Source organism: Erwinia sp. MYb416, assembly GCF_037479575.1.
Taxonomy (GTDB): Bacteria; Pseudomonadota; Gammaproteobacteria; order Enterobacterales; family Enterobacteriaceae; genus Erwinia; species Erwinia rhapontici.
Map to the genome: position 1 here is coordinate 99,223 of NZ_JBBGYT010000441.1, position 22,871 is coordinate 122,093.

General features: G+C 53.8%; 17 protein-coding genes and 1 tRNA gene. 9 read left to right on the forward strand and 9 right to left on the reverse strand.

Annotation, left to right across the window (positions count from 1 at the left end; genetic code table 11):
• Positions 1-186 precede the first annotated feature (186 nt).
• Positions 187-990 (reverse strand): Cof-type HAD-IIB family hydrolase, encoded by an 804-nt coding sequence (locus WH277_RS23885; RefSeq protein WP_171149292.1) that lies wholly within the window; start codon positions 988-990, stop codon positions 187-189.
• Between the two features lie 327 nt (positions 991-1,317).
• On the opposite strand from WH277_RS23885, the gene WH277_RS23890 reads away from it, so the two are divergent.
• Both WH277_RS23890 and fsa read left to right on the forward strand, forming a co-directional pair.
• Positions 1,318-2,055: a DeoR/GlpR family DNA-binding transcription regulator gene (locus WH277_RS23890; RefSeq protein ID WP_133842593.1), complete on the forward strand. Its 738-nt coding sequence runs from the start codon at positions 1,318-1,320 to the stop codon at positions 2,053-2,055.
• 258 nt (positions 2,056-2,313) lie between these two features.
• Positions 2,314-2,979: a fructose-6-phosphate aldolase gene (gene fsa / locus WH277_RS23895; protein WP_133842592.1), complete on the forward strand. Its 666-nt coding sequence runs from the start codon at positions 2,314-2,316 to the stop codon at positions 2,977-2,979.
• Positions 2,980-3,088: 109 nt separating this feature from the next.
• Here fsa and WH277_RS23900 read toward each other — a convergent pair whose 3' ends face one another.
• On the reverse strand, positions 3,089-4,312 hold the full coding sequence (locus WH277_RS23900; protein WP_238337028.1) for an MFS transporter: 1,224 nt from the start codon (positions 4,310-4,312) through the stop codon (positions 3,089-3,091).
• Positions 4,313-4,411: 99 nt separating this feature from the next.
• On the opposite strand from WH277_RS23900, the gene WH277_RS23905 reads away from it, so the two are divergent.
• On the forward strand, positions 4,412-5,350 hold the full coding sequence (locus WH277_RS23905) for a LysR family transcriptional regulator (protein ID WP_339507211.1): 939 nt from the start codon (positions 4,412-4,414) through the stop codon (positions 5,348-5,350).
• 45 nt (positions 5,351-5,395) lie between these two features.
• Here the strand turns inward: WH277_RS23905 and WH277_RS23910 are convergent, their stop codons facing one another.
• Positions 5,396-7,513 carry a TonB-dependent siderophore receptor gene (locus WH277_RS23910; RefSeq protein ID WP_259152015.1) on the reverse strand — a complete coding sequence of 706 codons (2,118 nt, stop codon included), beginning with the start codon at positions 7,511-7,513 and terminating at the stop codon, positions 5,396-5,398.
• Positions 7,514-7,918: 405 nt separating this feature from the next.
• Between WH277_RS23910 and WH277_RS23915 the strand changes: the two genes are divergently transcribed.
• The 3 genes from WH277_RS23915 (at position 7,919) to WH277_RS23925 (ending at position 11,073) form a co-directional block, all read left to right on the forward strand.
• Positions 7,919-8,887 (forward strand): hypothetical protein, encoded by a 969-nt coding sequence (locus tag WH277_RS23915; protein ID WP_159336780.1) that lies wholly within the window; start codon positions 7,919-7,921, stop codon positions 8,885-8,887.
• A gap of 31 nt (positions 8,888-8,918) precedes the next feature.
• On the forward strand, positions 8,919-9,260 hold the full coding sequence (locus WH277_RS23920) for a hypothetical protein (protein ID WP_133842589.1): 342 nt from the start codon (positions 8,919-8,921) through the stop codon (positions 9,258-9,260).
• Between the two features lie 433 nt (positions 9,261-9,693).
• A complete protein-coding gene (locus WH277_RS23925) occupies positions 9,694-11,073 on the forward strand; it encodes a VasL domain-containing protein (protein ID WP_339507215.1) in 1,380 nt (459 codons plus the stop codon).
• 711 nt (positions 11,074-11,784) lie between these two features.
• Here WH277_RS23925 and WH277_RS23930 read toward each other — a convergent pair.
• The 5 genes from WH277_RS23930 to aspA form a co-directional block, all read right to left on the reverse strand.
• A tRNA-Phe gene (locus WH277_RS23930) sits at positions 11,785-11,860 on the reverse strand.
• Positions 11,861-11,969: 109 nt separating this feature from the next.
• Positions 11,970-12,548 carry a division control transcriptional repressor DicD gene (gene dicD / locus WH277_RS23935; RefSeq protein ID WP_133842587.1) on the reverse strand — a complete coding sequence of 193 codons (579 nt, stop codon included), beginning with the start codon at positions 12,546-12,548 and terminating at the stop codon, positions 11,970-11,972.
• A 40-nt stretch (positions 12,549-12,588) separates the two neighbouring features.
• On the reverse strand, positions 12,589-14,307 hold the full coding sequence (locus tag WH277_RS23940) for a protein-disulfide reductase DsbD (protein ID WP_339507218.1): 1,719 nt from the start codon (positions 14,305-14,307) through the stop codon (positions 12,589-12,591).
• A 150-nt stretch (positions 14,308-14,457) separates the two neighbouring features.
• Positions 14,458-15,759: an anaerobic C4-dicarboxylate transporter gene (locus tag WH277_RS23945; RefSeq protein WP_167864317.1), complete on the reverse strand. Its 1,302-nt coding sequence runs from the start codon at positions 15,757-15,759 to the stop codon at positions 14,458-14,460.
• Between the two features lie 116 nt (positions 15,760-15,875).
• Positions 15,876-17,312: an aspartate ammonia-lyase gene (gene aspA / locus WH277_RS23950; protein WP_133842584.1), complete on the reverse strand. Its 1,437-nt coding sequence runs from the start codon at positions 17,310-17,312 to the stop codon at positions 15,876-15,878.
• 368 nt (positions 17,313-17,680) lie between these two features.
• Between aspA and WH277_RS23955 the strand changes: the two genes are divergently transcribed.
• The 3 genes from WH277_RS23955 to groL all read left to right on the forward strand — a co-directional run bounded on the left by WH277_RS23955 (position 17,681) and on the right by groL (position 20,352).
• On the forward strand, positions 17,681-18,142 hold the full coding sequence (locus WH277_RS23955; RefSeq protein WP_339507221.1) for an FxsA family protein: 462 nt from the start codon (positions 17,681-17,683) through the stop codon (positions 18,140-18,142).
• 225 nt (positions 18,143-18,367) lie between these two features.
• Positions 18,368-18,661 (forward strand): co-chaperone GroES, encoded by a 294-nt coding sequence (locus WH277_RS23960; RefSeq protein WP_133842582.1) that lies wholly within the window; start codon positions 18,368-18,370, stop codon positions 18,659-18,661.
• Positions 18,662-18,708: 47 nt separating this feature from the next.
• Positions 18,709-20,352 (forward strand): chaperonin GroEL, encoded by a 1,644-nt coding sequence (gene groL / locus WH277_RS23965; protein WP_133842581.1) that lies wholly within the window; start codon positions 18,709-18,711, stop codon positions 20,350-20,352.
• A 74-nt stretch (positions 20,353-20,426) separates the two neighbouring features.
• Here groL and WH277_RS23970 read toward each other — a convergent pair whose 3' ends face one another.
• Entirely contained in the window at positions 20,427-22,856 is a 2,430-nt protein-coding gene (locus WH277_RS23970; RefSeq protein ID WP_339507224.1) for a fimbria/pilus outer membrane usher protein, read from the reverse strand.
• Positions 22,857-22,871: the final 15 nt, after the last annotated feature.

The window sequence follows — 22,871 nt, forward strand, 5'->3', positions numbered from 1 at the left end:
GAACGAATGTTTAGGGGATGGGGCCAGTTTGAGGTAAGCCGGACGTGGCGCCGCCGGGCGCCGCGTGCCGAGGCCCGCAGGGATGCGTCTTTTGCCGATCCGGCGTGCTCAAACTGGCCCCAGCCCGTGTGCTGCGCATTCAGCTAGAAAACATTTCTGGGATCTCTCAGGGGGCGCCCCCTGCGTTTAACCGACCTGACCGCTTAACACCCGTTCAATCACATTCAGCGCGCCTTCATGGTTGTTACTCTCGGTGTGATATTGCGCTACCTGCTTCACGGCGGGTTGCGCATTCGCCATCGCAAAGCCATAACCGGCGTGTGCCACCATCTCAATATCGTTACCGCTGTCACCGACGGCCACTACTTCATTGTCGGCAATCTGCCACTGACGTTGCAGTAGCGCCAATCCGTGCGCTTTGTGGATGCCAGGAATGATCAGGTCAACAAACCCGAAGCCGCTGGAAACCGGTGTGACGATGCCATCGAGCGCATGGCCGATATGTGCCATCAGTTCCGGGATTTTTTCATCGGCCAGATTCAGTGAGAACTTGAAGATGGTGTCATTGAGCGCGCTGAAATCATCGCGCAGTTCCAGGCGGTGATAGTGCTGCGACATCAGTGTTACCAGTGATTCGGGTGCGCTGTTGAGCATATAGGCGCTGCGCGGCCCGCAGACCACGGTATGGGCGTAAGGCAGCCTGGCCAGCACCGCCAGCACTTTTTCCAGATGCGCTTCACTTAACTCGCCACAGAACAAGGTCTTACCACAGTCGACAATATTGGCACCGTTTTCGGAGACAAAAGCGATCTCATCCCGTATTTCCGGGAAGAAGCTGATGAGCTGGTAATACTGGTTGCCGCTGGCGACCACAAACTTGATGTTCTGCTTTTTCAGTTGCTGGTATTGCGCTAAAAATCGCGCTTTGTTGTAGGTTTTGTTGTCATCGAGGAAGGTGCCGTCCATATCCACAGCAATCATTTTAATCATCGGGTCCCCTGAGTAAAAAAGGTAAAATACTGCCTTATCATCGGTGGAAAGACTGAAGGTAAAAAGAGGCAGCTTTTTTCCGTGCGTTCCCCTTTTATTTGTGTGCTTGCTGAGGCTGAGCCGTTATTGGGTTATTTATCCCCTGTCTGGTGCTTTTTGTACTGTTACTGGATGCTGTTAGCGATGAAAGTACCTGTAAGGGGAAAAACCTACCTCGAAAAGAGGCAGTGATTTTCGACGGGCATCAGATTGTGATCCGCACGCTGCTTACATAATATGAAAGGAAAGGATTACTGATGAAAGTAATCACAGACGGAGAGGGTCCCTATGAAACAGCGTCACCGGCGTATTCTCGATCGGGTGGAAGAGAAGGGAAAGGTCAGCATTAATGAGCTGGCGCAGATTAACGGTGTCTCTGGCGTGACGATCCGCAAAGACCTGGCTGAACTGGAAAGCCTGCATTATCTCAGCCGTGCTCACGGTTATGCGGTGTCACTTAACGATCTCTCTGAGCGTGTCAGCAGTAACTTTTCCACCAAAGAAGCCATGGCAAAGCGGGCGCTGGCGCTATTGTCAGAAGGGGACACGCTGTTTATTGAAGCCGGTAGCAGCAATGCACATTTTGCCCGGGAGATTGGCCGTTCAGGCCTGGATGTCACGGTGGTAACCCCTTGTGTTTATGTCGCTAACGAGCTGAAAAACTGCCATCAGGATGTGGTGTTGATAGGCGGGGTGCTGCAAAAGCGCAGCGAATGCCTGGTCGGGCCGCTGACCCACCTGTGTATCAACAACATCAATTTCAACAAGGTGTTTATCGGTATTGATGGCTACAACCCGGATTATGGCTTTACGGGGCGTGACATTATGCGCGCTGAAAACATCCGGCTGGCGATAGAGAAGCGGGTGCAGAATTACGTGATTGCCGAATCGGGCAAGTTCGGCAAGTTGTTCCCGTATAACGTGGCGAAGCACAGCGATATCGATACGGTGATCACTGACGCCGGGCTGCTGCTAAACTTTGAAAACGCCCTCGTGCAACAGGGGGTGAGGGTGCTGAAGGCCTGATAGCGCTTTCATATTCGCGCTGCTTTGTTACGTTATTTCCCGCCTGGTGAAAGGTCACTTTCACCAATCGCAATACACCACAACCATCAGTATCTAACTAACTGTTTTAAAAATGTTTGTTTTGGTTTTTTAATGTTTTCTTCTGCCTTGATAAGCGTGACGGCGATCAAATTTCATCGGGAATATTTCATTTATCGTACTGCGAAAGCAAAAATAGTTTCATATGAAACTTCTCAGCGTGGTCTCCCGGAGGATGTGATGGAATTCTATTTAGATACGGCAGATGTGGCAGTGGTAAAGCGCCTGGCAGCAGTGCTGCCGATAAAGGGTGTGACCACCAATCCCAGTATTGTCGCTCGCAGTAAGCGCCCGCTCAGCAGCGTGTTGCAGGAGCTGGTGACGATTCTGCCTGCCGACAGCACGCTGTTCGCTCAGGTGATTGCGCATGAGGCATCTGCCATGGTGGATGAGGCGTTACAGTTGCGCGAAATCGTGCCGTCGCTGGTGGTAAAGGTGCCAGTAACCCACCAGGGCCTGACCGCAATTAAATTACTGACGCAGCAGAATATCCCGACGCTGGGCACGGCAGTATACGGAGCCGGGCAGGGCTTTTACGCGGCGCTGGCCGGGGCCAGCTACATTGCTCCCTATGTTAACCGTATTGATGCGCAGGGCGGCGACGGCATTGCGCTGGTCAGGGAGCTGCAAACCTTGCTGGGCCTCCACTGCCCACAGAGCAAAGTGCTGGCCGCCAGCTTCCGTACGCCGCGCCAGGTGCTGGACTGTATGCTCGCCGGGTGTCAGGCGATCACCGTCGATCCGGATGTGGCGGAACTGTTCCTGCTTGATCCGGCGGTGGACAGCGCACTGCAGCGTTTTGACCACGACTGGTCATCGGCCTACGGTAGCCTGACGCTGTCATAAATGACCTGCTAAAGACACCCGTGCGATGCAGCCTGGTGTGTATTGCCCGCAGTGGGATGACTTCTACAAAAAACTCGCTGACCGAAACAAAGGGGCAGCCATTACGGATTTATGCTTGTCTTGTTTTATGGGCAGACTTCATCAGGCGGCGGGCATTCATCCGCACGATAAAACTGCCTGCTCCGGCCAGTGTCAGCAGGGCGACCACGCCCGGCCAGCCCGCCTTTTCCAGCAACAGACTGCCCAGCGCCGAACCGACCGCCATACCGATAAATACCCCGGTAAACATCAGCGCATTCAGGCGGCTGCGGGCGGCGGGTTCCAGCCCGAAGATCAGCGTCTGATGGGAAACCAGCGTCGCCTGCACGCCAAAATCAAAGCCGATAGCCGAGATAACAATCAGCGCCAGCTGGGCGGAAACCGGCAGCAGCGGCAGTAAAAACAGGGCAGCAAAAGAGAGCGTGGCGAGGGCAGTGCTGAACTGCGTAACCAGCGCCGGGCCGCGGCGGTCGGCCATCATTCCCGCCAGCGGTGCCGCCATTGCGCCTGCGGCACCCGCCAGGCCAAACGCCCCTGCCGTGGCGCTGCCCAGGCCATAACGGCTGTGCAGCATCACCGCCAGTGTCGACCAGAACGCGCTGAAACCGACAGAGAGCAACCCCTGCGCCAGCGTGGCGCGGCGCAGCTCACCGTGGTGCATCCACAGGTGGCGCATTGATGCCAACAGCGCCGGGTAACCCAGCGAGGTGCTGGGGGCGATATGCGGCAGGCGACGCCACAGCACCAGGGTAATCATCAGCACCAGCAGGGCGGCGAGCACAAACATGACGCGCCAGCCGAAGTACTGCGCCACCAGCCCGCTCACCACTCTGGACAGCAAAATGCCAAGCAGCAGCCCGGTCATCACCGTGCCCACCGTTTTACCGCGCTGTGCCTCCGGCGACAGGCTGGCAGAGGCCGGAACGATATCTTGTGCCATTGTCGCGGTGATGCCAATCGCCAGGCTGGCGGCCAGCAGCACCATCATATTGCCGGCGGCGGCGCTGAGCAGCAGGGCCAGCGTCAGCAACATACCTTTGAGAGTGATAATGGTGCGGCGATCGTGGCGATCCCCCAGTGGCGCCAGCAGCAGGATGCCGAGGGCATAACCCATTTGCGTCAACGTCGGCACCAGGCCGCTGGTGGTGACGCTGGCATGAAGCTGGCGCGATAAGATTTCCAGCATCGGCTGGCTGTAGTAGATGGATGCCACGCTAAAGCCAGCGCCGCTGGCCAGCATCAGCACGGTGGGGCCGGAGAGTGGCTGCGGTAAAGAAGCGGTGTGAGTCGACATGGTGAACAGCCTGTGTGTCAGTGAAGTTGGCGCTATTATTATGCGCCAGTACGTTAGAGGGTAGTCGCCTGCCTGGTAGAACTGTTATACGATGGGCGTATGAACATATCTCAATTTCCCGGCGTTGACCGTATAGAACTGATGCAGACTTTTGTGCGCATTGTGGAAGCCGGCAATCTGTCGGCGGCCGCGGCACGTCTGGGGACCAGCCAGCCCACCGTCAGTCGCCGCCTGCAAACCCTGGAAAAACTGCTGGGGCTGAAGCTATTGCAGCGTACCACGCACGTGATGAAGCTGACGGAAGATGGCGAACGCTGTTACGCCCATGCCAGAACGTTGCTGGAAAGCTGGCAGGACATTGAGGACGATCTGCGCGGCGTAACGGAAGAGCCGCAGGGCGTGCTGCGTGTACTGGCCCCGCATGCCTTTGGCCAGGACCAAATGATTGGGCCTTTGCAGCGCTACTTACAACGCTACCCTCAGATGACCGTCGAGTGGATGCTCAGCGATCGGCACCCGGACTTTATTGCCGAAGGCATTGATTGTGCGGTGCACGTCGGTCCGGTGACGGAACCCTCGGTGGTGGCCCTGCTGGTGGCCGAAGTGCCGCGCATTGTGATTGGTGCACCGTCGCTGCTGCCTTCGGGGGAGCTGCCCCGGCATCCGCAACAGTTGCAGGATCTGCCCTGGCTGGCGCTCAGCACTTTTTACCGTCACAGCGTGTCGCTGACGCAGCTTCCGAGTGGGGAGAACCAGCGTTTTGATATCCGGCCACGTCTGCTGACCGACAGTCTGTATGCGCTGCGCAATGCCGTACTGGCAGGAATGGGGGTGGGTATTGCATCGTCATGGGTGGTACAGGAGGATATTGCCCGTGGGGACTTGCTGCATCTGGCTCCACAGTGGCAGGCCGCTGCGTTGCCGGTGTATCTGGTCTATCCGCATGCCCGTTACTATCCGGCACGATTGCGGATGTTTCTGGCGATGATGCGCGAAGCGATGCCGGTCCTGTCGGGGACGCAGCACCCGGTGCGCTAAATAAAAAAGGCACTCCCGCCAGGAGAGTGCCTGTAGAGCGCGGGATCAGAAGCTGTAGCTGACGCCTGCCTGCCAGGTACGGTCACGACCGATCCAGCAGTTGTTGGTGTCGTAGCAGGTGAAGGTCTCTTTGTTGGTCAGGTTCTGCGCGCTGGCTTTCAGCGTCACCCCGGCCAGCTGCGGAGACACCGCCGCCATATTGTAAGACACGGCCATATCCCACAGCGTGGTGCCGCCCAGTTTCCCCTGATCGTTCGCCAGTGAAATTTCCATTGGGCCGACATAACGCGCCCCGGCACCGACGGTCAGGCCGCGTACTGCACCGCTGTCGACGGTGTAGTCACCCCACAGGTTGAAGGTGTTCTCCGCCACCTGAGTCGGGCGTTTACCCTGATACTTATCATCTTCCGTATTCAGCGCGTGGGTGTAGGCGTAGTTGGCGATGATATTAATATTCTCGGTCGGACGACTGATCACCGACAGCTCTGCGCCTTTTGACTCCACTTCCCCGGTCTGGCGATAGTTCAGGAAGGTAAGATCCGAGGTCAGCACATTTTTCTGGCGAATATTAAATACCGAGGCGGTCACCGTGGTGGCGTAATCGGCCAGCAGGTATTTCACCCCGCCTTCCAGCTGACGGCTGGTGGTCGGTTTGGCGGTGGTCAGGTTGCCCGTGGGTGAAACCGGTTTGAAGCCTTCGGAATAGCTGATAAACGGCGCAATGCCGTTATCAAAGGTGTAGAGCGCGCCGAGGCGTTTGGTCAGGCGGTGCTGATCAACCCAGGTTTTGGTGTTATTGGCAAAATAATCGGTATTGGTTGAGCGGTAGTCGTCGTAACGCAGTCCGGCGATCAGGCTCAGGTTGCCGTATTCGACCTGATCCTGGAAGTAGTAGCCGGTTTGATTAAAACTCAGGCGGTTAAGCTGCGCGGTGTTCAGGCCCAGCGCCGACTCATTGACCTGATTGTAATCCGGGTTGCTGATATCAATACCCGGTGAGGCGGCAGAAGCATATTTATAGTGGAAGTGGGAATCCATGCGCTGATAGTCCACACCCGCCAGCAGGTGGTGTTTCCAGTCGCCCAGATCCCACTGCTTCGTCACCTGGTTGTCGATGTTGAAACTTTTCAGATCTTCATCAGTGGTATAGGCAAAACGACCCAGTTGCGTGTTGCTGACCGCTGGATCGGTGATGCCGGTCGCGTAGATGCTTTGCTGATGCGTGTCGACGTCAAAGTAGCGTGCCTTCTGGGCGACGGCCCAGCCGTTATCGAACTCATGTTCAAAGCTGTAACCCAGCATCCACTGGCGCTGTTTAAAGCCGCTCCAGCGATCGCCCGCGTAGGCGCGGTGTGAGGAATCTAAGGCTTTCAGCGCGGCCAGCGGCATTGTATCCGACGGCGTCAGGCTGGGGATATCCTGGTACTGCGCATCAAATGTCAGGCGGGTTTTGTCCGAGGGTTGCCATGTCAGGGACGGTGCCACCAGATAGTTTTCGGATTTGGTGGTGCGCGGCTGGTCATCGCCGGCGCTGGCTTTACCGATAAAGCGGTAGCTCCAGTCGCTGTCGGCAATCGCCCCGGTGCTGTCGATATAGCCTTCGCGCAGTTTCCGGCTGCCGCTGTTAAAGCCGACCTCGGTTTTCTGTTCTTTCTGCGGTTTCTTGCTCTGAATATTCACCAGACCGCCCGGTGAACCGTTGCCGTACAGCACCGAGGCCGGGCCTTTCAGGATATCAACATGGTCGATAAGAATTGGGTCGATATTGGCTTTGGTATTTCCGGTGACGTTATACGGTAGCTGCAGCCCGTCGTAGAACGAGTTATCTACCGCAAAACCACGAATTTTATATTCGCTCATATACGAGGTGGCACCACGGGTTTCTGTGGAGACGCCCGGCGCATAGCGCAGAATTTCATTCAGTGAGTTGGCGTGGCGTGCGGCAATCTCTTTGCTGCCCACGGTGTTAATCACCTGCGGCGTTTTACTTTCCGGCACCGCCGATTTGGTGGCGCTGTTGGTGTAAGCGGGCAATGACGCTGCACCGGAATCCGACGCGCTAACCACCAGGGTTTTTTCGTCAGGGGGGGTGGCGGCGTGAGCGAAGGTGGCGCAGGTGCTGGCAATCAGCACAGAGAGCAGGCAGGGCTTGGTGTTAAACATAGATTCAGATGCCAATGAGAATGTTAAAGATAACGACAATTATTATCATTGGTAGTGACTATGCAATAACTTCCGAAAAATTAAATTTTTATCGTGAAATAACACCTACAAGCCGTAGTGTTTTTATGTGCAGATCTTCACGGCAATATAAAAATTTGTCTTTAGTTATAACGTTACCTGCCTGTTACGTGCTTGAGGTGATGATACGCCTGGAATCTGTGGTTTTTAGGGAGTGATTATATATTTAACAAGTAGTTAAATATGGCGCGAAAGCGCATTCAGACTCTGTGGTGATATTATGACAAGAAAGTTATGAAGCAGAAAAATAGTAGAATATTTAAAGTAAAGCGGGCATTAAGAGGGAGAGAACGTCCGTAGAGGAAAATAAAAAAAGCAGCTATCACGATGATAGCTGCCTCGCTGAGCGCGTTGCGATTCATCAGCAGGCGATCGTGTCAGCGCATCATAAGAGTGGTATCTTTTCCCCCTTCTTTTTTGCTCCTTCAAGGTCAGTGGATGATTAAGCATCGTTATGCGGGTTGTTTTTTGTTCTCTCTTTTAATTTCTGGAATAAGTCATGCCGGGGTGATGATTACCTCTCCTGAAGGGGGCGTATTAACCTTTTCTCAGGCGAAAAAAGGGGAGCATTACGATGCCAACACATGGGGGAAAATCGTCTTCTCTACTAAAAATATGCAGGCAGACCTCAGCCAGGAGGACCGTTATTACACTGAAGACGGTTCTTCCCAGGTGTCCCCCTCCGGGCGTTATCTGATCGTCAACAGCATCTCTGGTGGGGAGTTGTGGCAGGAAGATGGTACGGTGACCTGGAGCGACCGCGCCTATTGCAGTGTGGTTGATATGAAGAATGGCTGCATCACCAGTGACTGGAGCGGTGAGGCGTGTGGTTACACGTGGGTCGGCGGCAAAGATATCCTCGCCAGTTCAGAAAAACCCAACGCAGACACGTTTAACTTTACCGCAATGCGCCCTAAGCTGCGTGAGTCGAAAGGGGATTTCGCCCTGATGGAAAATGCCCGGGTAATGAATATTATGCGTTGTGACGTGCCGGGGAAAGGTAATATTAATGACTACCAGCAACTGGCTACATTAAATAAATTATCGGCAAAGGCCGTTCGCAGCCAGATAGCCCATTACGTAAATAGCCTGACGGTGGCCGCATCGATAGAGTCCAAAGCCTTATTATTCACCCGTGCAGATGAACACAGTCAAACTAAGGCCTATTTGGTGGCGGGGGACGAAATAAAGATCATACAACGTTCACCTGATAATCAATGGGTGAATGTGGGTTACATCAATGCAAAAGGCTCTCCCCTTGTTGCCTGGATCAAGGCGGATACGCTAATAAAGTGAAGGTAAATGGTTCCAAAGGAGGAGAGTAACAATGTTACCCAGTAAGAAAGCCGTTAAAGAGAACGATGCCCGGTGGAGGCAGAAACTGAAACGTCGGGATAACCTGGCCGCCATCTTCTTCTTTGTTATCCCATTATGTTTATTTTTGACTGGCGGGCGCGATCTGGCCTGGCTGACGCCATTCTTGTGGCTGCTTTACTGTATTGCCTATCTCATCGTCTTTCGACGCTCATTACGGTTTTTTTCGACTGACGAGCTGCGTTTGATCGCAAGACACGGCAACAATCATCCTTTTTACGCGCTGTGCTGGATAGTGGTGACAGGTGTCGGCCTGATGCTTATTGTGGCTATCGTGCAATTCCTCACTGCCTAATCTTGCAACGTCTCATATCTGTTCCTCCTGCCGTTAATCTCTCTGTTTAACACAGCCAACAGGGCACTCATGCCCCAGGTTTTGGTGCTGATCCGTCATCTTATGACACAATATCTTGATATTAAAACTCTGTTATGAATAATCGATGGGGTATTTTTTGGGATATTTAATGGAATGATAGGATTTAACTTATAAAAGGAGTTTTCGTGAGCCTGTTTCCCAGAACACTGTCAGAATATGTAGCGATGACTATTTACTTAGTAAGGGTTTCCGATTGCATATCAATAAGTGGTTCAAAAAATATTATTATTTTTGAGGAAGGCAGTGCAGGCAGTTATTGTGGTGCGCTTGTCTGATTGTTCTTATTTAAAACGATAATTTTTGTGAACTTTCTTAAATAGATAAATACATTTTCTCAACTCAGAAGCCCACTATGAACCCATTATCTGAACGTTATTTGAAAACCGGCGGTGACCCGACTATGCTGCCGGACTATATTTCCCTGAACGATGAAATGAGTAAGTTCGCTCATTCTGCACGGCCGGACGTGGACTGGACTCGGGTACAAAAATTGTGCCTGGCACTGTTTGAACGCAACGGTGTGGAATTACAGACAGCCGCCTGGTATACCCAGGTTCGCATGCAACTTGCCGGGTTATCCGGGTTGAACGAAGGCCTGGCGATCCTCGAGGCCCTGATTAGCCATAAGTGGGAAACGCTGTGGCCTAAGCAGGGACACGCGCGGGTGGACATCCTCAGTAGCCTGAGCCGACGTATCCAGCAACTGATGCGCACGCTTCCGATTAGCTACAGCGACCTTAACCTCAGTCAGTTGTACCAGGCCGAGCATCTGCTCGCGCGTCTGAATGAAGTATTGGATAGGCGGGAATTAAAACAGCTGAGTCAGTTTGATGTACTGGCCACGTTGATGCACAGCATTGCCATTCGGTTGGAAAACAGTGACGTGGCGGGAAAAAACAGTACGTCAGTCGCCGGAACTCCTCTGGCGAAGGGGACCAGTAGTACGGTGGCTAAGCTGGACGTGGTGTTACCCGAGCCGGTTGCAGAATCACCGAAGGAAACTGAGGAACCCGTGAGATGGGTCTATGTGGCGCAGTCTAAGGCAGCGATGCAGATACCGTTTAACAATATGCCCTGGAAGCCCTTTGCGGCGGGGATGTGCGTCATGCTTGTGCTGGGCAGCGCGGTACAGCTGGGCTGGGATAAGGTATTTCCTCCGGCTCCGCTGTTGTTGCAGTTGGAAGCGTCCGTTATGCCTCTTGCTACCCCGTTATCGCCCGCTCAGCGTCAGGCTTTGCTTCAGAGTCAGCCTCAACTGGCGGAAAACTTTGTTGAGCAAACGCAGCAGCAGCTGGAGCGGGTAGAGGGCTACAGCCCTGACTGGTCTTTATCCTACGGCCAGGGGTTAATCAACCAGTTGCAGTCATTCAAGCCTGAAGATGAGGTGGCGAAACAGCTGGTACAGAAATGGCAACAGCAGCTCAATGCGGCAGCGTTACCCGAAGATGTGATGAGCGGCTGGCATAAGGGCATGTCGCAGTTGCAGCAACTGAGTGCGAAGCTGAATACGCTCGACAGCGAGCGCGGGAAATACATTACGGTCAGCGAACTGAAGTCGGTGATATACACCGCAAGGCAGGCGTTTAACCGATCGATCCCGGTTGAAGAACAGCTGCGTCTTTACTCGGTCAGCTCTTCTGATATACAGAAACGGCAGACGGAAATGGCGTTGGAGCAGTTGCAGAAGCGTTACTTCTTGCTGAGTCAGGAAAAAGGAAAAGAGAGTCTGTAACCCAGAAAGCAAAAACCCCGCCACAGGCGGGTTCTTCTAAATAGGGTGCCCGGACTCGGACAAAAACGCCGGGAGCGTTTTTGCATGGCGCTTCAGCGCCAGCCCCGGAGGGGCGAGTCTCATGGATGAGACGAGTAATCGAACGCAGTTCGATGGAGAGTCCGTAGCGCAGAAAGCAAAAAACCCGCCACAGGCGGGTTCTTCTAAATAGGGTGCCCGGACTCGGACAAAAACGCCGGGAGCGTTTTTGCATGGCGCTTCAGCGCCAGCCCCGGAGGGGCGAGTCTCATGGATGAGACGAGTAATCGAACGCAGTTCGATGGAGAGTCCGTAGCGCAGAAAGCAAAAAACCCGCCACAGGCGGGTTCTTCTAAATAGGGTGCCCGGACTCGGACAAAAACGCCGGGAGCGTTTTTGCATGGCGCTTCAGCGCCAGCCCCGGAGGGGCGAGTCTCATGGATGAGACGAGTAATCGAACGCAGTTCGATGGAGAGTCCGTAGCGCAGAAAGCAAAAAACCCGCCACAGGCGGGTTCTTCTAAATAGGGTGCCCGGACTCGGACAAAAACGCCGGGAGCGTTTTTGCATGGCGCTTCAGCGCCAGCCCCGGAGGGGCGAGTCTCATGGATGAGACGAGTAATCGAACGCAGTTCGATGGAGAGTCCGTAGCGCAGAAAGCAAAAAACCCGCCACAGGCGGGTTCTTCTAAATATGGTGCCCGGACTCGGAATCGAACCAAGGACACGGGGATTTTCAATCCCCTGCTCTACCGACTGAGCTATCCGGGCAACGGGGCGCATTAAACCGTAAAGGCCGTTCGGCGTCAACGGCTTTGTCATAAAAAAGTCGTAAAATCCTGCCGACTGCCTGCTTTTTACCCTGATACGGCAAAGTGCTTTAGCTTAACGCCCCATTTTTGCGGCACAAAGCAATGGTCAGTACGTCTTCTGCCAGGCGGCGGGCGTTTTCCACTTCCTGCACCTTGCGCTTCACCAGCAGACGGGACAGACAGCCCTCCAGAATCAACTCCATCTGATGTGCCACCAGCTCAGGATTATCGGTTTCCAGCTCGCTCAACAGGGCATGAGTATATTGCCAGGATGCCTGTTTTTGCAGTTCCGCAATTTCGTGGATCGGATGGTCCGGTTGCGGGTAGAAACTACAGGCGGCAATAAACAGACAGCCGGGATAGCGTTGATTATTGACGGCTTCTGCCAGCACCTGATAACGGGCCATCAGTTTTTTCTGCGGGCTGAGGCTGTCATCCAGCAGCAGCTTACGTCGCCAGACTTCAATCTGCTGCCCGTGATAGCGTAGCGCGTCATATAGCAACGCATCGCGATCCGGCCAGAAGCGCTGAAGTTCTTGTTCGCTGCATCCCAATTCTTCCGCCATCATGGCAAGAGAAGTGGTGGCGGCGAGTCCGTTCAGCTCAAGGATGCCAAGAGCCTGTTCCAGTACCTGTTCACGCTGCACGTCCTTCTCCTCGTTTAGCTTTATCAAAATCTAGTGTCGTTTACTGTGCCAGTTTCTGCAAATGCGCCCGAAACGCCGCCGGTTTCATAAACCCGGTCACGCGTGAGCCCGGGATTTCATGGCCCTGTGCATCAAAGAAAAGCAGGGTAGGCAAGCCCAGGACATTCAGATGGTTCAGCAGGGCGCTGTCGCTGGCGTTACTGGCAGTGACATCTGCCTGCAATAACTGCATGTGGCCAAAGGCCGCCTGCACTTGCGGATCGCTGAAAGTGTATTTCTCAAATTCTTTGCAGGCCACACACCAGTCGGCATACAGGTCGAGCATCGTGAGGTTGCCGCCCGCATTGCTTGTCAGCCGTTGATTGAGCTGCTCAACGCTACTGATGCGGGTAAACGTTAACTGTGGGCCCGCTTCCTGCTGGGCAGCACTGCCAAACGCCCAATCTTGCAAGGGACGGGCAGCAATCAACATGATGCCTAACAGCAGAATTTGCAGCACGCGCAGCCAGCCACGCTGGCTTTTCAGGCTGCTGATAAACGCCCATCCGAAGAAGGCGACGGCCAGCAGGCTCCAGAGGCGCAATCCCCAGGTGTCGCCGACCACCCGCTCCAGCAGGAAGACCGGGAGAGCCAGGATCACAAAGCCAAAACCCTCTTTTACCGTCTGCATCCACGGGCCACTTTTCGGCAGCAGGCGGTTGCCGAACAGCGTAATGGCGACCAGCGGCAGACCCATACCCAGCGCATACAGATACAGCGTTCCGGCACCGGCCAGCATATTGCCACTCTGGGCGATGTACAGCAGGATAGCGCTCAGCGGGGCCGTGGTGCAGGGTGAACAAATCAGCCCGGCCAGCGCACCCATCAGGAAGACGCCCGGCAGTGAGCCGCCCTGCTGACGGTTACTCCATAGCGTCAGACGGGTCTGCAATGAAGAGGGGAGTTGCAGGGTGAACAGGCCAAACATCGACAAGGCCAGCAGAATAAACAGCACAGAAAGTCCGATCAGCACGGCGGGTGCCTGAAGCGCGGCCTGGAAGCGTAGCCCGGCGGCCGCCACGACAATGCCCATCAGGGTGTAGGTCAGCGCCATGCCCTGTACATAGACCATCGCCAGCGCAAACAGGCGAGCCAGACTGTAGCGGCGATTGCCGCCGAGGATAATCCCCGAGATTAACGGATACATCGGCAGTACGCAGGGCGTGAACGCTACGCCAATGCCGATCAGCAGTGCCCACAGCGGTGAGAAGGGCAAGCTGTTGCTGCCGGACGTCTCTGAGGCAGTGGCAGGTACCGGTGTGGCTTCCGGCGTGCTATGCGCCGCCACTGCATCCAGCGGCACGGTGCGTGTCTCCGGCGGATAACAAAATCCCGCTGCGGCACAACCCTGATAGACCACCGTCATTTGCGCGCCTGCAGCGGACTGCCTGAGGGTGAAAGGCAGCGTCAGGCTGTCCGGGTAAATTTCCGTTTTGCCATAGAACTCGTCTTCATGCGGTTTGCCTGCGGGCAAACTCCACTCGGCGAGCGTCGCGCCCTGCACGCTGATCTTTATCTGCTGGCGATACAGGTAGTAGCCCGGTTTGATCTGCCAGTTGAGGGTGAGAATGTCGTTTTTCTGTGTGAAATCAAAAGCGAAGGCCTGATTGACCGTCACAAACTGGCTGTTGTTGTTCTGGCCGAACAGCGACGCGCTGGCGTTCACGCTGAACAGGCTGGCAAACAGCAGGAAAATAAAGGGGATAAGTCGCTGAGTCATAACGGGTCTTGCTCTCTCCATGTGGGACCGGCCGGACGGCAAAGGGAGATAATAGCATGGCACCGTGAGTTTCGGGGGGCCGGGGTCGGGCAGGTCGGCCTCTACAGGATCCAGGGGCCGATCATTTTTTCCGATCGGCCCGGGGAGAGATTAGAGAATAATGCCACCCAACAGGAAACCAAACGCCACCGACAGCACAATGGCCAGCGTGCCAGGGATCAGGAACGAGTGGTTAAACACAAAACGGCCGATACGCGTGGAGCCGGTATCGTCCATTTCCACCGCGGCCAGCAGCGTAGGGTAGGTCGGCAGCACAAAGAGAGCGGATACCGCCGCAAATGATGCCACCGCAGTGACCGGGGAAACACCCAGCATCAGGGCTGCCGGCATCAGCGCTTTGGTGGTTGCCGCCTGCGAGTAAAGCAGCGTTGAGGCAAAGAACAGGATCACAGCCAGCATCCATGGATAATCGTGCAGCAACTCACCTGCCACCTGCTGGATATCGCCGATGTGGGCTTTGACAAACGTATCCCCCAGCCAGGCAACGCCGAGTACGCAGACGCAGGCACTCATGCCGGATTTAAAGGTGCTGGCACTGAGAATTTCACCGGTATCAATCTTGCAGGTTAAGCAGATCAGCGCGGCAACGGTCAACATAAATACCACGATGGCTTCATTACGCGGCAGCACCGGGTTTTGAATCAGGCCAACCGCATCGCTGATCGCGGTGGCGTAAAGCACCACGGCGACAATGCCGACCAGCAGCAACAGTACTGAGCGCCTGGCTCCCGGTTTTTCTTTAAACTTGCTGGCCCCACGCAGGGCCACTTCGCCTTTTGCCAGCCGGGCCTGATATACCGGATCATCCTTCAGCTCTTTACCAAGGAAGTTGGTGAGCAGCGCAGCGATAAAGATAGCCGCCATCGTGGAGGGGATCGCAACCGCCAGCAGCATCAGGTAGCTGATGCCTTTGGGTTCGAGGATGCCCGCCATAAACACCACGGCCGCTGAAATCGGCGAGGCGGTGATGGCAATCTGCGAAGAGACCACGGCAATCGACAGCGGACGGGAAGGGCGTATGCCCTGTTCTTTGGCCACCTCGGCAATCACCGGCAGCGTGGAGAACGCGGTGTGCCCGGTCCCCGCCAGCAGGGTCATCACATAGGTCACCAGCGGTGCCAGCAGGGTGATATAGCGCGGATGTTTACGCAACAGCCGCTCGGCCAGATTGACCAGATAATCCATCCCGCCAGCAACCTGCATCGCGGCGATAGCGGCAATAACGCCCATAATGATTTCGATAACGTCGAACGGGATGGCACCCGGTTTGATTTGAAACCCCAGGGTGAGAATCAGCACCCCGAGACCTCCGGCAAAGCCGATGCCGATCCCTCCCAGCCGGCTTCCCAGATAAATCGCGGCAAAGACGACGATAAGCTCAGGTAATAACATAGGGTGTTCCTTAATTTTTTTGCTAATAAACCGTTAAAATTTTGTGTGCTGTGAAAAGTAAAAAGGCACGGTGTTCGGGTGAACAACGTGCCTTAAAAAGTTAGATATCCGGTCTGTTATTGTTCGTTTTCATCGGTATAGCGTTTTGCTTTGTACACCGGGAACATCAGGTTCTGCGTAGAGAAAATATCATCCAGCTCGCTTTCGGTCAGTAAACCGCGCTCCAGTACCACTTCCCGCACGCTCTTACCGGTTTCGGCGCAGATCTTGCCGACGATATCGCCATTATGGTGGCCGATATACGGGTTGAGGTAGGTGACAATACCGATGGAATTAAACACGTAGGCTTCGCACACCGCTTTGTTGGCGGTAATGCCATCGACGCATTTTTCCAGCAGGTTGTAGCAGGCGTTGGTCAAAATATGAATGGACTCAAACATCGCCTGTCCGATGACCGGTTCCATCACGTTCAGCTGGAGCTGGCCCGCTTCAGAAGCCATCGTCACCGTAATATCGTTGCCGATGACCTTGAAGCACACCTGATTGACGACCTCAGGGACGACCGGGTTAACCTTGGCAGGCATGATTGAAGAGCCAGCCTGCAATTCCGGCAGGTTAATTTCGTTCAGGCCAGCGCGTGGGCCGGAGGAGAGCAGACGCAGGTCATTACAGATTTTCGACAGCTTAACCGCCAGGCGTTTCAGCGAACTGTGCACCATCACGTAGGCACCGCAGTCGGAGGTGGCTTCGATCAGGTCTTCTGCCGGCACGCAGGCCAGGCCGCTGACTTCTGCCAGCTTTTGTACGGCCAGCTGTTGATAGCCGTCCGGTGTATTCAGACGAGTACCAATGGCGGTCGCGCCCAGGTTGACTTCCAGCAGCAGTTCGGCGGTGCGCAGAATGCTGCGGATCTCTTCATTCAGCAGCACGTTAAAGGCATGGAATTCCTGGCCAAGTGTCATCGGCACGGCATCCTGAAGCTGGGTACGGCCCATTTTCAGGATGGTGTTAAATTCCACCGCTTTCCGCTGGAAGCCTTCACTCAGCTGGCCGATAGCGTCCAGCAGTTTCAAAATGGAGCTGTAAACCGCGATGCGGAACCCGGTTGGGTAGGCATCGTTGGTGGACTGGCATTTGTTTACGTGGTCATTCGGATTGAGGTACTGATACTCCCCTTTCTGATGCCCCATCAACTCGAGGCCAATATTGGCCAGCACTTCGTTGGTGTTCATGTTTACCGAGGTGCCAGCCCCCCCCTGGTAAACGTCGATCGGGAACTGATCCATACACCGGCCGTTGTTCAGCACTTCATCACAGGCACTGATAATGGTGTTTGCCACGTTGCGCGGGATAGTTTGTAGCTCTTTATTCGCCAGCGCCGCCGCTTTTTTAACCATGACCATACCGCGTACAAATTCAGGGATGTCACTGATTTTGTTGTTGCTGATATAGAAGTTTTCAATCGCACGCAGAGTATGAACACCGTAGTAAGCATCCGCGGGGACTTCACGCATACCTAACAGGTCTTCTTCGATACGAATGTTATTAGTCATGAGAACCTTCTTTAAAGGAATACCGGTAAAATCATCACAATTTAAGTGCCTGTTTCTGCGGTCGACATCCAGAGAATATCGGGCCGGAGAACGGCTGCCGCAAGATTTTATCTGTTTGCGTCACACCGAGCACGATCATATTCTGTCGTGATGCAAAAGCCTGAAGCCAGATCACTTAAACTGCCTGCCATATCAAACAGTTTCAATGATATGTGATCGTACTCACAATGAAAGGTGTCGCATCTATTTCAACATTTCCCGTTGAAAAAGGGGGTCCTCGCTCCCACCTTCTATACTATCGGTCACTACGATCGCCATTTTATGCCGCCGTGCACTCTGCAGGGTGGCCATTGATACAGGAGAATACGGTGCGCTGGTTACCGTTCTTAGTAATATTTGCCCTGGTATGGATCGAGATTTCTCTCTTCATTCAGGTTGCCCATGTGATGGGCGTGTTGATGACCATGCTACTGGTGATCTTCACTTCCTGCATTGGCATTTCTCTGGTGAAAAACCAGGGGATGAAAAACTTTATGCTGATGCAACAGAAGCTGAATGCGGGCGAACGCCCGGCGGCAGAGATGATCAAGAGTGTCTCGCTGGTGCTGGCGGGTTTCCTGCTGTTACTGCCAGGCTTCTTTACTGACTTCATTGGTCTGCTGCTGCTGTTGCCTCCGGTACAAAAGCATCTGACGCTGAAGCTGATGCCGCATCTGAAAGTCTGGGGCGGTGGGGGCGCTGCGCCTGATAGCGGGTTTACCGTTGATGGTGAATACGAGCGTAAAGAATCGAATCTGATTGAGCATGACCGCAACGACGACAGGCGTTAATGTTTTGCCCGTCAATCACGGCGCTTTCCTGACGGGGCGCCGTTTTTTTTGCCTGCCGAACAGGATGTACAAAAAAACACCTAAAGAGGCAGTTAACAAAAAAAATTACTTCTGGCCCTTGAAAGGCCTCCTCGGCGGCCGCATCTCTTCCGTCACGAGGCCGGTAGCCAATGCAGCCCGGCTTTCATCCCAAAACTGATTGGACTTCTCAAAGGAGAGCTAACAATGAAAATTCGTCCATTGCACGATCGTGTTATCGTCAAGCGTAAAGAAGTTGAATCCAAATCTGCAGGTGGCATCGTGCTGACCGGTTCTGCGGCGGGTAAATCTACTCGTGGCGAAATCCTGGCTGTTGGCAACGGTCGCATCCTGGAAAATGGCGAAGTGAAGCCATTGGACGTGAAAGTAGGTGATGTGGTCATCTTCAGCGAAGGCTACGGCGCGAAAACTGAAAAAATCGACAACGAAGAAGTTCTGATCATCTCAGAAAACGACATTCTGGCGATTGTTGAAGCGTAATTAACGCGTAATTCACTGAACGTAACGAATTTAAGGAAAAAGATAAAATGGCAGCTAAAGACGTAAAATTCGGTAATGACGCGCGCGTAAAAATGCTGCGCGGTGTGAACGTACTGGCAGATGCAGTAAAAGTTACCCTGGGCCCGAAAGGCCGTAACGTGGTTCTGGATAAATCTTTTGGTGCACCGACCATCACGAAAGATGGTGTTTCTGTTGCGCGTGAAATCGAGCTGGAAGACAAGTTCGAAAACATGGGCGCTCAGATGGTGAAAGAAGTCGCTTCCAAAGCTAACGACGCTGCGGGTGACGGTACCACCACTGCTACCGTACTGGCACAGTCCATCATCACCGAAGGCCTGAAAGCCGTCGCTGCGGGTATGAACCCGATGGATCTGAAGCGCGGCATCGACCAGGCGGTTATCGCCGCGGTTGAAGAGCTGAAAAAACTGTCTGTGCCTTGCTCTGACTCTAAAGCGATTGCTCAGGTAGGTACCATCTCTGCTAACTCCGATGAAACCGTGGGCCAGTTAATTGCTCAGGCGATGGAAAAAGTGGGCAAAGAAGGCGTGATCACTGTTGAAGAAGGCACCGGTCTGCAAGACGAGCTGGACGTGGTTGAAGGTATGCAGTTTGACCGTGGCTACCTGTCTCCTTACTTCATCAACAAGCCAGAAACTGGCGCAGTTGAGCTGGAATCTCCATTCATCCTGCTGGCTGACAAAAAAATCTCCAACATCCGTGAAATGCTGCCAGTGCTGGAAGCCGTTGCGAAAGCCGGTAAACCACTGCTGATCATCGCTGAAGATGTTGAAGGCGAAGCGCTGGCAACGCTGGTGGTGAACACCATGCGCGGCATCGTGAAAGTAGCTGCGGTTAAAGCTCCTGGTTTCGGCGACCGTCGTAAAGCCATGCTGCAGGACATCGCTGTTCTGACCGGTGGTACCGTTATCTCAGAAGAGATCGGTATGGAACTGGAAAAAGCAGGTCTGGAAGATATGGGCCAGGCGAAACGCGTTGTGATCAACAAAGACACCACTATCATCATCGATGGTACCGGTGAAGAAGTGGCGATCAACGGCCGTGTGACTCAGATCCGTCAGCAGATCGAAGAAGCAACTTCTGATTACGATCGTGAAAAACTGCAGGAACGTGTCGCGAAACTGGCAGGCGGCGTTGCCGTTCTGAAAGTGGGCGCAGCGACTGAAGTTGAAATGAAAGAGAAGAAAGCACGCGTTGAAGATGCTCTGCACGCTACCCGTGCAGCAGTAGAAGAAGGCGTGGTTGCTGGTGGTGGTGTTGCACTGGTACGCGTGGCGTCTAAACTGTCTGAACTGCGTGGCCAGAACGAAGACCAGAACGTGGGTATCAAAGTTGCGCTGCGCGCAATGGAATCCCCACTGCGTCAGATCGTTGCTAACGCCGGTGAAGAGCCATCTGTTGTGACTAACAACGTGAAAGCAGGCGAAGGTAACTACGGTTACAACGCGCAGACCGAAGAATACGGCGACATGATCGACTTCGGTATCCTGGACCCAACCAAAGTGACCCGTTCTGCTCTGCAGTACGCGGCTTCTGTTGCTGGCCTGATGATCACTACCGAATGTATGGTGACTGATCTGCCTAAAGGCGATGCGCCTGATTTAGGCGCAGGCGGCATGGGTGGTATGGGCGGCATGGGCGGAATGATGTAATCCCCCCGCGCTCCACTGCCCTTAGCGGTACGTGATGCAGAACGCCCCGTCAGTTTGCGCTGACGGGGCGTTTTTTATTGGCAGGTCACATCAAGCCTTTTGTACAGAGTACGATCGTCGTCGTCCTCATCATCGATGTGGTAATTGATGATGCACTCCTCTGTACTGCGCGCAATTTTTACCTGCATACTGGCCTGTTCTGCTGCATTACTGAGAAACGCCACGCCCTCATCTACAGCTTCTGTGACGAGCTCCCCATTCCGCCATAGCGTACTGCCTTTCGGTAACATTTGGCCATTTGCAAGCCTGACGGTGAGCAGCAATCGCGTGCCGGAGAGCACTGCTATCTTCACTTTTTTTACCGTGCCTCGTGCCAGATGCAGCGTGCGGTGACCATTAATCACATCGATATTTTTAGGCAGTTTATCCACATCGATGTTCAGCGAACTATCCTGCCATGGCGGTATCGCCGGGAGGACTGCCTCTCCACGCCAGTCCGTCCACGCGATCCCGCCCGGTGTGATGATCGGGATCCCTGCCACAGGACGACTGAGTGCCAGCAGACCAAAGGTATCTGATACCGGATTGTTGCTGAAACCCACGCCATAAGGGTAAAGAATGACTGCACCCTGACCGCTCACGCTGTAGTTGCTGTTGTGCTGGGTGTCCTGCTGGGCATTAAGACTAAGGCGGGTATAGCGCAGATCGCTGTTGAGCGAGCCCTGGATCGAGCGGTTATGATCGCTGTTGGTTTGTTCCAGAGCCAGGTTGTAATCACTGTAGTCTGAAAGTGACGCACTGACTTCACTACCCAACACATCACGATGATTATAAGCGCGGTAGTAGTGCCGAAAATGCGTCTCTCCCAGCGACCAGTTAACATTCAACGAGATATTTTTATTTTTCTGCTTTCCGCCGCTGCCCTGCGACGCACTCAATGACAGCCGAAGATTCTTAGTGAAACGACGATTCCAGGACAGCATGGCATAGCGCCATAACTGATCATTCTGATAGCTGCGCGAGCGACTATAGCTCAGGGACAATGTGCCCAGCCATTGAGGAGACCAGTTAGCAGAGACGCTGAGTTCGTTATTTTGCTGGTCGTTGTGGTTGTTACTATTGCGCTGTTTTGCTTCATTCAACGTGATAAAACTCGGGCTATTTTTACTCATTCCCAGAGACAGGGAAAGATTCTGCGACAGGTTATGGCTACCCGAAAGCTGCAATTGAGCGCCGTTACTGCGGCGAGTATCGTTCTGTTCCACGATAGCCTGAAGTGAAATTGAGCTGCTGCCTGCAAGGATTTGCGGCACGCCGTTAAGCGAAATCGCAAGGGAATGGTAGCTTTTGCTGAGCAGCGCTCCACTGCGCAGTGACCACGAGGGGCCAGGTTGCCAGTTCTGATTTAGCGTCAAAATGGCCGGTGTAGCACTGTCCTGTGCCACTCTCTTTACACTGCCTATCGCCAGGCTGAAACCGGGGCTGCTGCCGCGATTAAAATGGGTAAGCTGGGTGACAGGAACCACAAAGTGCTGATTTTCCCCCTTATTTTCTACTACCGTGACATCAAGTGGGGCATTGAGGTTTTGTACTGGAATATTGTCCAGGTTGAACGGGCCTGCCGGCACCAGGGTGCTGTAAATGATTTGATCATACTGTCGCACTTCGACACGCGCTTGAGGGGTATTAGCAATGCCCTCAATATTGACGCCACTTCCTCCCACCCCCTGAGATAACACATCATCCGGTGAGAGCTGAAAGCCATTTAACGTGTCCAGGGCGAATAGGGTATTTCTAACGTTAATTTCCCCTGCCTGTAGGGTCTTGTTCAGCTTACTAACATAGCGTTCCAGATAGGTGGAGTTAACCGTAGCCGTCAGGCCCTGTTTATCCTGTTGAACGTTTTGCTGACTGCGCAATATCCAGTTGGCCAGATTGATACCGCTATCCAACGCCAGCCAGCTGTAACGTTCCCGGTGGTCAGGGGAAAGATTCATACTGGAAAAGTAGTTGTAGTTAACGTGGATGGCACTGCCGCCGGATTCGCCCTCATGACGCTGGCTGACAAGCCATGAAGAGGGCACTACGATACTGAGCGACTGTGTTTCCTGCTGCCAGGCGAGACTAATCTGGCTATCACTGGCCGCCCAGTCATAACATTTTTGAGATCGTGCGGCATCAGGAACGCTCAGGCCCAGTTCTTCAAACAGCTCTGGAGTGAAACAAATCGCCCCCTGGTGAGTGACCTGTAATTGGAATGAACCGATAAAATCACCGTTAAGGCTGATATCTATCACATTCAATCCGGCAGGGATCTTGCCCAACCGATCCAGCTTTTCCAGTGCACTCTGGTCCAGGCCGTGGCGTTTTAACGTTTCAACGTCCCAGTCTTCAGGCGAGGTTTCACCCGATAAAGAAGCGGAAGGTGTTTCGTTGGCGGTGGCATTAGAATTTAGCGCCACAAAAATCAGACTGGCGGGCAGTAAAAAAATGAGCTTCCACATTATTCCATTTCATTT